The following is a 9,558-nucleotide window of genomic DNA, read 5'->3' as shown; positions in this document are numbered from 1 at the left end:
GATAGGGCTCCTCGCCGCGCTCGATGAGCTGCTGCCGCTTGTCCAGTCGGACGCGCACCTGCTCGGGAAGGTCGTCCTCGGTCACGGGGGTGCTCGTCGCATCGCTCACGAGGGTCAAGCCTAGTGGCGCGCGGAGGGACCGGAGAATGTGGGTTTGCCCGCGCCGGGGCGGACAAACCCAGATTTTCGGGTCCCTCCCGGGTCCTCCCCCGGTTCAGCCGTGGTTCTTCTCGTGGACGAGGCGCAGGCCCGTCAGGGTCAGGAACGGGTCGTGGGTCGTGATCGTGGCGCAGTTGTCGACGACCGACTCCGGGTAGGACCCCGTCGCGATGACCGTGACGTGGTCGGGGTCCTCCTCGAGCGAGTCGATGATGCGTGTCACGATGCCGTCGACCAGGCCCGCGAAGCCGTAGACCAGCCCGGACTGGATCGCCTCGACGGTGTTCTTGCCGACGACGTCCCGCGGCACGGCGAGCTCGACGCTGCGGAGCTGGGCGCCCCGGCGTGCGAGGGCCTCGAGGGACAGCTCGACCCCCGGGGCGATCGCTCCGCCGAGGTAGCGGCCGTCGGCGTCGACGACGTCGAAGATCGTCGCGGTGCCGTTCATGTCGACCACGATGGCCGGGCCGCCGTAGAGCTCGGCCGCCGCGAGGGCGTTGACGATGCGGTCGGCGCCGACCTCACGCGGGTTGTCGGTGTGGATCGGGACACCGGTCTTCACGCCCGGGCCGACGATCGCGACCGGCAGGTCGGCGTAGTAGCGCTCCTGCATCGCGCGGAGCTCGACCAGGATCATCGGGACGGTGCAGCACAGGCTGACGGCGTCGATCGCGTCGATGCCGGAGCGGGCCACGAGCCCCGTGACGAGCAGCTGCCACTCGTCGGCGGTTCGCCGCTCGTCCGACGACACCTGCCAGTGGTCCAGGAGTGCCTCGTCGGGCCGCGAGAGGTCGAACGCGCCGATCGACGTGTGGCTGTTGCTGACGTCGAGGCACAGCAGGATCACGGCCGCCACCTCATCGCGCGGCGACCAGCGGGTTGGCGATGACGTCGCCGCGGACCAGGCCGGTGCCGGGCAGCGCCTCGGCGGGATCGTGACCCGTGGCCATGACCCGGTTGTCGGCGTCGACGAACACGACGTGCGGCTCGAACGTCCGCGCCTCGGCGTCCTCCATCTGGGCGTACGCGATGAGGATCACGAGGTCGCCGGGGTGCACGAGGTGGGCGGCGGCACCGTTGATGCCGATGACGCCGCTGCCGCGCTCGCCGGCGATCGTGTACGTCTCGAGACGTGCCCCGTTGTCGATGTCGACGATGTGCACGAGCTCGCCCGGCAGCAGGTCGGCGGCGTCCAGCAGGTCCTGGTCGATCGTGACGGACCCGACGTAGTGCAGGTCGGCCTGGGTCACGGTCGCGCGGTGGATCTTGGACTTCATCATGGTGCGGATCATCGTGTTCCTCCGAGGGTCAGGCCGGTGTTGTCGAGCAGGCGGGGCTTGCCGACCCGGGCCGCGACGAGCAGCCGGGCCTCGTGGCCGGGCACCGCGGCGCCCAGCTCGGGATCGGTCAGGGCGAGGTAGTCCAGGTCGAGGTCGGCGCCGTCGAGGACGGCGTGGGCGGCGGCCAGCACCGCGTCGGCACCCTCGGCAGCGGCGGCGACACCGGCGCGCAGGGCCGCGGACAGCGCGGAGGCGGTCCGGCGCTCGGCGTCGGCCAGGTAGCGGTTGCGGGAGCTCATCGCGAGCCCGTCGGCCTCCCGGACGGTGGGGCAGCCGACGACGTCGACACCGAGCGCCAGCTCGCGCGACATCTGCCGGATCAGGGTCAGCTGCTGGTAGTCCTTCTCGCCGAACACCGCGACATCGGGCCGGACCAGGCCGAACAGCTTCGAGACGACCGTCAGGACGCCACGGAAGTGGGTCGGCCGGATCGCCCCCTCGAGGATCGTGCCGAGCGGGCCGGGGTCGACCGTGACGGTGTCGACGAGGCCGGCGGGATACATCGTCGCGACGGCGGGGGCGAGCACGATGTCGACGCCCGCCTCGGCGCACCGCTCCAGGTCGGCGTCGAACGTCCGCGGGTAGTCCTCGAAGTCCTCGCCGGGCGCGAACTGGGTCGGGTTGACGAAGATCGAGGCGACGAGCGTCTCGCCGAGCGGGCGGGCGTGCTTGAGCAGCTGGACGTGGCCGTCGTGCAGGGCACCCATCGTGGGCACGAAGGACACGCTGGACCCGCCGCGGGCGGCGGCGAGCTCGGCCCGGGTGCGGGCGATGACCGGGGTGGTGGTCACACTCAGATCCCGGCAGCGATCTCGGCCATGGCGTCCCAGTCCGCCTCGTCGAGGACCTGACGGATGGTGCCGGCGGCGGCCGGGGCGAGCCGGCGGTCGGCCTCGGCGCGACCCGCCGTGGCCCGGGCCAGCTCGAGGTACGCGTCGACCGTCGCGTCGTCGACGTCGGCCGCGGCGAGCGCGTCCACGTGGGCGCGGATCGTCGTGACGTCACCGCGGACGACCGGCCCCGTGAGGGCCGCGTCGCCGTAGGCCAGGACGTTGTCCAGGGCCGCGGTCAGCAGCGGGCGCAGGACCGCGGCGGGATCGCTCGCGCCGGCGGTCGTGAGCAGGTCCATCGACTGGGCCACCAGGGTCACCAGGTGGTTGGCACCGTGGGCCAGCGCCGCGTGGTAGAGCGCGCGGTCGGACTCCGCGACCCACATCGGGACGCCCCCGAGGGCCGCGACGAGCTCCTCGGCGAGGGCCCGGTCGGCCGGTGCGGCGGTGAGCCCGAACACCGGGTTGCGCTCGAAGTCGACCGACGTGCCGGTGAATGTCATGGCGGGGTGGAACGCGATGGGACGCGCGCCCAGGCGGGTCAGCGCCGCCAGCGCGTCGAGGCCGTGGCGGCCGCTGGTGTGCAGGACGTACTGGCCGGGCCGGACCGCGCCCGAGGCGGCGAGCTCCTCCGCGACGGCGATCAGGCTGTCGTCCGGGACGGCCAGCACCAGGATGTCGCTCGCCGCGGCGACCTCGACGGGGGTGAGGACATCGACGTCGGGGAGCAGCGTGGCGATGCGGAGGCGGGAGGCCTGCGAGCGACCGCTGACCCCCGCGAGGGGGAATCCGGCGGCGCGGAAGCGCGAGGCGAGCACGGAGCCGACACGGCCCGCTCCGATGACGCCCATGGACAGACGCAGCATGATGGTGCCTTTCGTTCCAGTCCCTCGCGGGTACCAGACAAATTGACGACTTCAGTCTAGCTCCGCGCCTGCTCCTGCCTAGGGGAGCGACCTGTGCGCTGACTCACACCGGACGACGGCTCACTAGGTTGGAGCCATGTCCGACCGGCCCCTCCCCTGGCACGACGCGTGGGAGCGGGCGCTGTACTCCGAGGCGGGATTCTTCCGCACGTCGCGACCGGCAGACCACTTCCGCACCAACGCGCACGTCGGCGCGTTCGCGGGAGCCGTGGCCGAGCTCGCCCGGCGGGCCGGTGCCGCGACGGTCGTCGATCTCGGGGCGGGCGGCGGCGAGCTGCTGACGGCGCTGCGGGCCGAGCTGCCGGGCGTACGCCTGACGGGCGTCGAGCTCGCCCATCGACCCGAGGGACTGGCCGACGACATCGAGTGGCGGGACACGCTGCCAGAACGCATCGACGGGCTGCTGGTCGCGAACGAGTGGCTCGACAACGTGCCGTGCGACGTCGTCGAGCTCGACGACCACCACGTCCCCCGCGAGCTACTGGTCGACCCGGCCACGGGCGAGGAGGCGCTGGGCGACCCGCACGGGTCGTCCTGGCTGCGCACGTGGTGGCCCATGACCGAGCCGGGGCAGCGCGCCGAGGTCGGCTCGGCGCGTGACGTCGTGTGGGCCGACGCCGTGTCACGGGTGCACGGCACCGCGGTCGCGATCGACTACGGGCACCTGCGGGGCGACCGGCCCCCGTTCGGGAGCCTGCGGTCGTACGTCGATGGACGCGAGGTCGACGTCCGGCCCGACGGGACCCGGGACGTGACGGCCCACGTCGCGGTCGACGCGGTCGCCCACGCTGTCGGCGGGACCCTCCTGCGGCAACGCGAGGCGCTGACCCGGCTGGGGGTCGACGGCCGCCGGCCGCCGCTCGACCTGGCGCACCGGGACCCCACGGCGTACGTCCGTGCGCTGGGGCGGGCCGGCGAGGCCGGGGAGCTGCTCGCGACGGGCGGCCTCGGTGACTTCTGGTGGATCGTCACAGACACCCTCGGTCATGGAACACTGGCGCCATGACTGAGCGCCGACGGCTGCTGATCCGTTCAGGCAAGGACCCGTTCACCCCGGTGGTCGCGGAGTCGACGCTGACCCAGGACGTGTTCAACAGCAACAGCGGAAACTACCTCTTCCAGCACGCGGTGTGGAAGGCCCTGGCGACCGACGACGCCGAGCTGGTCTCCAACGGGACGCTGGTGGAGCGGCGCGCCCCGGCGGACGACGTCGCGGCCCTCGTCGAGGACCAGTTCGACCACTTCGTGGTCCCGCTCGCCAACGCGTTCCGGGCCGACTTCGCACCGCGGCTGGACCGGCTCACCGACATGATCGAGAAGCTCACGATCCCCGTCACCGTCGTGGGCATCGGGGCGCAGGCCCCGCACGGGCAGGGCGTCGAGGCGATGCAGCCGATCAACGAGACCGTCCGCCGCTTCGTGGGCGCGGTCCTCGACCGGTCGGCGTCGATCGGCGTCCGGGGCGAGTTCACGAAGGCGTACCTCGTGGGGCTCGGCTTCCCCGCGTCGTCGGTGGACGTCATCGGCTGCCCCTCGTTGTTCCTCCACGGGCGTGACTTCCGGGTCGCCAAGCGGGTCGACGCGATCGGTGCCGAGAGCCCGCTGGCGCTCAACTTGACGCCCGAGGTGCCCGGGATCGGCGCGTTCGCGACGGCGCAGGCCGCGCGTCACCCCCGGCTGACGTACGTCGGCCAGGACGCCAACGACCTGCGGCTGCTGCTGTGGGGCACGCCGTTCCCGCACGTCCACGACCCGCTGGTGCCGGTGCACCTGGAGCACCCGCTCTACCAGCAGGACCGCATGCGGCTCTTCCTCGACACGTGGTCCTGGTACGACTGGATGGCGACGCAGGACTTCGCCTACGGCACCCGCTTCCACGGCAACGTCGCGGCGCTGCTCGGCGGCACGCCGGCGATGCTGCTGGCGCACGACTCCCGCACGACCGAGCTCGCCGACTACCACCGCATGCCGAGCATCTCGATGCCGCAGCTCGCCGACGACGTGCGGGCCGAGGACCTCTATGCCGCGACCGACATGGCCGCGTTCAACGCCGAGCTGCCGCAGGGCTTCGACCGCTACACCGCATTCCTCGACCGCAACGGCCTCGACCACGTCTGGACCGAGGGCAACGGGACCGGCGACTTCGCCGAACGGCTGGCCGCCGCGACGTTCCCGCCCCCGGTGCACCCGCTCGTCGCCCCCGACGGTCACGAGATCGCGTCCCGGCTGGCGTGGATCCGCCAGGGCATGGTCCTCGACATCACCCGGCACCCCCAGCGCTACGACTACCCGTTCGAGCACCCGCGCTGGCACGGGGCCGGCAGCCGCCACGCCCGCCTCCAGGGGCAGACCACCGACCGGATCGCGCGGCTGCAGACCCGGACGACCGAGACGATCAAGGCCCAGGACCAGCGGATCGAGCGGCAGAAGGTGCAGATCGACCGGCTGACGGCGCGGCTCGAGGAGCTCGAGCGCCGGTCGCTCCGCGGTCTCGCCGGGCGGCTGGTCCGCCGGCTCAAGCGCGGGTTCCGCCGCTCATGACCGAGGTCACCGCGAGCGTCGGGACGGGCTTCGACACGACCGACATGGTGCTCAACATCGGTCCGCAGCACCCCGCCACGCATGGCGTCCTGCGGCTCCGGCTGACGCTCGACGGCGAGCGGGTGCAGGCGTGCGAGCCGATCATCGGCTACATGCACCGCGGCGTCGAGAAGCTCTTCGAGGTGCGCGACTACCGCCAGATCATCGTGCTGGCCAACCGCCATGACTGGCTCAGCGCGTTCTCCTCCGAGCTCGGCGTCGTGCTGGCGGTCGAGGACATGCTCGGGATGCAGGTGCCGGAGCGGGCGACCTGGATCCGGACGCTCCTGGCCGAGCTCAACCGCGTGCTCAACCACCTGATGTTCCTCGGGTCGTACCCGCTGGAGCTCGGCGCGATCACGCCGATCTTCTACGCGTTCCGGGAGCGCGAGACGATCCAGGAGGTCATGGAGGAGGTCTCCGGCGGGCGGATGCACTACATGTTCAACCGCGTCGGCGGGCTCAAGGAGGACATCCCGGCGGGCTGGACCGGGCGGGCGTCCGCCGCGATCGCGACGGTGCGGACCCGGCTGGACGAGCTCGAGGACCTGATCTTCGGCAACGAGATCTTCCGCGCCCGCACGGTCGGCGTCGGCGTCCTGTCCCCGCAGCTCGTCGAGGCGTACGGCGTCTCCGGCCCCATCGCCCGGGCGTCGGGGCTCGACCTGGACCTGCGGCGTGACGAGCCCTACCTGGCGTACGGCGAGCTGCAGGACGTCCTGCGGGTCCCGGTGCGGACCGAGGGCGACTGCCACGCCCGGTTCGCGGTGCTGCTGGAGCAGACCAAGGTGTCGCTCGACCTCGCCGACGCGTGCCTGGCCCGGCTCGGCGAGCTGCCACCGGGACCCGTCAACGTCCGGCTGCCCAAGATCCTCAAGGCACCGGAGGGCTCGACGTACGTGTGGACCGAGAACCCGCTGGGGCTCAACGGCTACTACCTGGTCTCCCGCGGCGAGAAGACGCCGTGGCGGCTCAAGCTGCGGACCGCGTCGTTCAACAACGTCGCGGTGCTGCCCGAGATCGTCAGCGGCACGGTGGTCGCCGACCTCGTGGCGATCCTCGGGAGCATGTTCTTCGTCGTGGGAGACATCGACAAGTAGGTCGTAGGGTCGGTTCATGGCTGACGCGCGCGTACCGACCCCGATCGACGACCTCGCCGAGCAGTGGCTCGACACCCTGCTCGACCTGCAGCCGGAGCTGCACGTGCACCTCGGTCGACCCGGCCGGGAGGCCGACTACGGCGACCGGTCTCCCGACGGCGTCGCGGCGTTCGCCGAGGCGGCGCGCGCGACCCTCGCCGCGGTGCGTGCGGCGACCCCCGAGGACACCACCGACGCGATCACGCGCGACGAGATGATCCGGACGCTCGAGCTCGAGATCGAGCAGGTCGAGGCGGGCTTCTGGCAGCGGGACCTCAACGTCATCGCCTCGCCGGCGCAGGACTTCCGCGACATCTTCGACCTGATGGGCACCGAGTCCGAGCAGGACTGGGACCACGTGGCCCGCCGGATGCACCATGTCCCCGCGGCGATGGCGGGCTGGCTCGACTCCTTGCGCATCGGGATCGCGGCCGGCAACACCCCCGCGATCCGGCAGGTCCGGGAGGTCGCGGCGCAGGCCCGCAAGCAGACCGGCGCGGACAGCTTCTTCGCCGCCCTGGCGGACCGAGCCGACGTCCCAGAGTCCCTCGCAGCGGACCTCCGCTCGGGTGCCCGGGCGGCCTCCGAGGCGTACGCGACGCTGGTCGACTTCCTCGAGCAGGACCTGGCGCCGCACGCCCGCGAGGCCGACGCGGTCGGACGCGAGCACTACGCGCTGGCGTCCCGCGGGTTCGTCGGCGCGGAGATCGATCTCGACGAGACGTACGAGTGGGGGGTCGAGGAGCTCGCCCGGATGGTGGCCGAGCAGGAGCAGGTCGCCGACCGGATCCGGCCCGGCGCCGGCGTGGCCGAGGCCATCGCCCTGCTCGAGGCCGACCCGTCGCGCCAGCTGCACGGCACCGACGCGCTGCAGCGGTGGATGCAGGAGACCAGCGACCGGGCGGTCGAGGAGCTCGGGCGGACCCACTTCGACATCCCCGAGCCGATGCGGCGCCTCGAGTGCATGATCGCGCCGACGCAGGAGGGCGGGATCTACTACACCGCGCCGAGCGAGGACTTCGAGCGCGCCGGACGGATGTGGTGGAGCGTGCCGGAAGGGGTCACCGACTTCGACACGTGGCGCGAGCTCACGACGGTCTATCACGAGGGCGTGCCGGGCCATCACCTCCAGCTGGGCCTCGCGACGTACAACTCCGCCGAGCTCAACGGCTGGCGGCGGCTCAGCTGGAACTCCGGGCACGGCGAGGGCTGGGCGCTGTACGCCGAGCGGCTCATGGCCGACCTGGGCTATCTCGACGACCCGGCCGACCGGCTCGGGATGCTGGACGGTCAGCGGATGCGCGCCGCCCGGGTCGTCGTCGACATCGGCGTCCACCTCGGCAAGCCCAAGCCGGACGGGTCCGGGACGTGGACCGGTGAGGACGCGTTCGGCTTCATGGCGCAGCACGTCAACATGGACGACTCCTTCGTCCGCTTCGAGGTCAACCGCTATCTCGGCTGGGCCGGTCAGGCCCCGTCCTACAAGGTCGGGCAGCGCATGTGGGAGCAGCTCCGCGACGACTGGGTCGCAGCGAACGGCGCCGACCCGAGCGCGGGTGGCCTCAAGGAGTTCCACCGCCGGGCGCTGTCGGTCGGCAGCATCGGCCTCGGCACGCTGCGCACGACCCTCCTCCCCCACTGATGCACGGGGGTCAGGCGGGGGTGGGGCTGCCCTCGCCGTTGCCCTTGGACCCGCGGCCGTCCTCGTCGTCGTCATCGGGCAGGCGGCAGGCGCGCTCCAGCAGGAGCGCCGCGGTGAGCAGCAGGAGGCTCGCGACGGCCCCGGCGAGGCCCCGCACGAAGCGCTCCTTGCCCAGCATCGAGTCCAGGGAGTCGATGAACGCCAGCGCGAAGCCGCCGTAGTAGCCGGCGACCAGTGCGCCCACGACAGCGCAGGACTTCGCCAGCGACAGCATCAGGATCCCGTGGTCGGCGGTCATCCGCTCGTGCTGCTTGTGCAGGCTCTGCCACGTGTTCCAGGCGAAGATCCCGACGACCACCGCGACGACCGCGAGCGCCAGCGGCGCCGTCCAGCTGATCCGGGGCGTGCTGCCGCCCAGCCGGGTGATGATCGGCGGTGTCAGTCGGCCCCCGATGAGGCCCGCGGCGATCAGCCCGACGACCAGGAGGGTCGATGTCGGCTTGGCGTGCCTCATGGCCGGGTCGTCATGGGTTCGAGATCACAGGATGATCTCGAGGTCCTCACGCTTGACGACGCCACTGGTGTCGACATTGGCGATGAGGTCGGCAACAAAGCCCTTGCCCGGGATCTCGCCCTCGGGGTCGATCTCGAGCCACGGGACGAGCACGAAGCCGCGCTCGTGCGCTCGCGGGTGCGGCAGGACCAGCTGCTCGTCATTGGCGACCCGGTCGCCGACCACGATGACGTCGACGTCGAGGGTCCGCGGGGCGCCCGGCTCGGCGCGCTCGCGACCGAACGCGTCCTCGATCGCCAGCGCGCGGTCGAGCAGCGTGTGGACCGTCAGCGTCGTGTCGATCAGGACGACGGCGTTGAGGAACTTGCCGGCCTTCTCCGGGCCGCCGACGGGCTCGGTCTCGTAGACCGAGGAGATCGCCACGACCG

10 protein-coding genes are annotated in these 9,558 nt (G+C 72.1%); 4 read left to right on the top strand and 6 right to left on the bottom strand.

Annotated elements, in window-relative coordinates; all coding sequences use genetic code 11:
- Positions 1–214 precede the first annotated feature (214 nt).
- From JWQ91_RS09850 to JWQ91_RS09835, 4 genes are read right to left on the bottom strand one after another with little or no spacing between them, the layout of a single operon-like run.
- Positions 215–1,006 carry a type III pantothenate kinase gene (locus JWQ91_RS09850; RefSeq protein ID WP_297783018.1) on the bottom strand — a complete coding sequence of 264 codons (792 nt, stop codon included), beginning with the start codon at positions 1,004–1,006 and terminating at the stop codon, positions 215–217.
- A gap of 10 nt (positions 1,007–1,016) precedes the next feature.
- A complete protein-coding gene (panD, locus tag JWQ91_RS09845) occupies positions 1,017–1,451 on the bottom strand; it encodes an aspartate 1-decarboxylase (RefSeq protein ID WP_297783015.1) in 435 nt (144 codons plus the stop codon).
- Entirely contained in the window at positions 1,448–2,290 is an 843-nt protein-coding gene (gene panC / locus JWQ91_RS09840) for a pantoate--beta-alanine ligase (protein ID WP_297783012.1), read from the bottom strand. Before panC ends, panD begins: the two co-directional genes overlap by 4 nt.
- Before the next feature lie 2 nt (positions 2,291–2,292).
- Positions 2,293–3,195 (bottom strand): DUF2520 domain-containing protein, encoded by a 903-nt coding sequence (locus JWQ91_RS09835; protein WP_297783009.1) that lies wholly within the window; start codon positions 3,193–3,195, stop codon positions 2,293–2,295.
- A gap of 136 nt (positions 3,196–3,331) precedes the next feature.
- Here JWQ91_RS09835 and JWQ91_RS09830 point away from each other — a divergent pair, with 136 nt between their 5' ends.
- The 4 genes from JWQ91_RS09830 to JWQ91_RS09815 are packed head-to-tail and all read left to right on the top strand — an operon-like array spanning position 3,332 to position 8,616.
- Complete coding sequence (locus JWQ91_RS09830; protein ID WP_297783006.1) at positions 3,332–4,261, top strand: SAM-dependent methyltransferase; 930 nt, start codon at positions 3,332–3,334, stop codon at positions 4,259–4,261.
- Complete coding sequence (locus JWQ91_RS09825; protein ID WP_297783003.1) at positions 4,258–5,796, top strand: polysaccharide pyruvyl transferase family protein; 1,539 nt, start codon at positions 4,258–4,260, stop codon at positions 5,794–5,796. The genes JWQ91_RS09830 and JWQ91_RS09825 overlap by 4 nt, the downstream gene beginning before the upstream one ends.
- The gene (locus tag JWQ91_RS09820; RefSeq protein ID WP_297783000.1) at positions 5,793–6,935 is read left to right on the top strand and encodes an NADH-quinone oxidoreductase subunit D; all 1,143 of its coding nucleotides are present in this window, start codon (positions 5,793–5,795) and stop codon (positions 6,933–6,935) included. The genes JWQ91_RS09825 and JWQ91_RS09820 overlap by 4 nt, the downstream gene beginning before the upstream one ends.
- Before the next feature lie 16 nt (positions 6,936–6,951).
- A complete protein-coding gene (locus JWQ91_RS09815) occupies positions 6,952–8,616 on the top strand; it encodes a DUF885 domain-containing protein (protein WP_297782997.1) in 1,665 nt (554 codons plus the stop codon).
- Positions 8,617–8,626: 10 nt separating this feature from the next.
- Here JWQ91_RS09815 and JWQ91_RS09810 read toward each other — a convergent pair whose 3' ends face one another.
- Both JWQ91_RS09810 and folK read right to left on the bottom strand, forming a co-directional pair.
- Positions 8,627–9,130: a DUF3180 domain-containing protein gene (locus JWQ91_RS09810; RefSeq protein ID WP_297782994.1), complete on the bottom strand. Its 504-nt coding sequence runs from the start codon at positions 9,128–9,130 to the stop codon at positions 8,627–8,629.
- A gap of 24 nt (positions 9,131–9,154) precedes the next feature.
- Positions 9,155–9,558: 2-amino-4-hydroxy-6-hydroxymethyldihydropteridine diphosphokinase (folK, locus tag JWQ91_RS09805; RefSeq protein WP_297782992.1), on the bottom strand; the 404-nt coding region annotated here is incomplete at its 5' end.

The sequence above is a fragment of the Aeromicrobium sp. genome (assembly GCF_025965075.1).
Classification (GTDB): domain Bacteria; phylum Actinomycetota; class Actinomycetes; order Propionibacteriales; family Nocardioidaceae; genus Aeromicrobium.
Note: the sequence above shows the minus strand (reverse complement) of the source record. Positions and strands in the feature narration are given on the sequence as shown.

Bases quoted from the DNA above. Each gene is read 5' to 3' on its own strand.
- panD (WP_297783015.1), bottom strand. From the start codon at position 1,451: ATGATCCGCACCATGATGAAGTCCAAGATCCACCGCGCGACCGTGACC.
- JWQ91_RS09835 (WP_297783009.1), bottom strand. From the start codon at position 3,195: ATGCTGCGTCTGTCCATGGGCGTCATCGGAGCGGGCCGTGTCGGCTCC.
- JWQ91_RS09830 (WP_297783006.1), top strand. From the start codon at position 3,332: ATGTCCGACCGGCCCCTCCCCTGGCACGACGCGTGGGAGCGGGCGCTG.
- JWQ91_RS09825 (WP_297783003.1), top strand. From the start codon at position 4,258: ATGACTGAGCGCCGACGGCTGCTGATCCGTTCAGGCAAGGACCCGTTC.
- JWQ91_RS09820 (WP_297783000.1), top strand. From the start codon at position 5,793: ATGACCGAGGTCACCGCGAGCGTCGGGACGGGCTTCGACACGACCGAC.
- JWQ91_RS09815 (WP_297782997.1), top strand. From the start codon at position 6,952: ATGGCTGACGCGCGCGTACCGACCCCGATCGACGACCTCGCCGAGCAG.
- JWQ91_RS09810 (WP_297782994.1), bottom strand. From the start codon at position 9,130: ATGAGGCACGCCAAGCCGACATCGACCCTCCTGGTCGTCGGGCTGATC.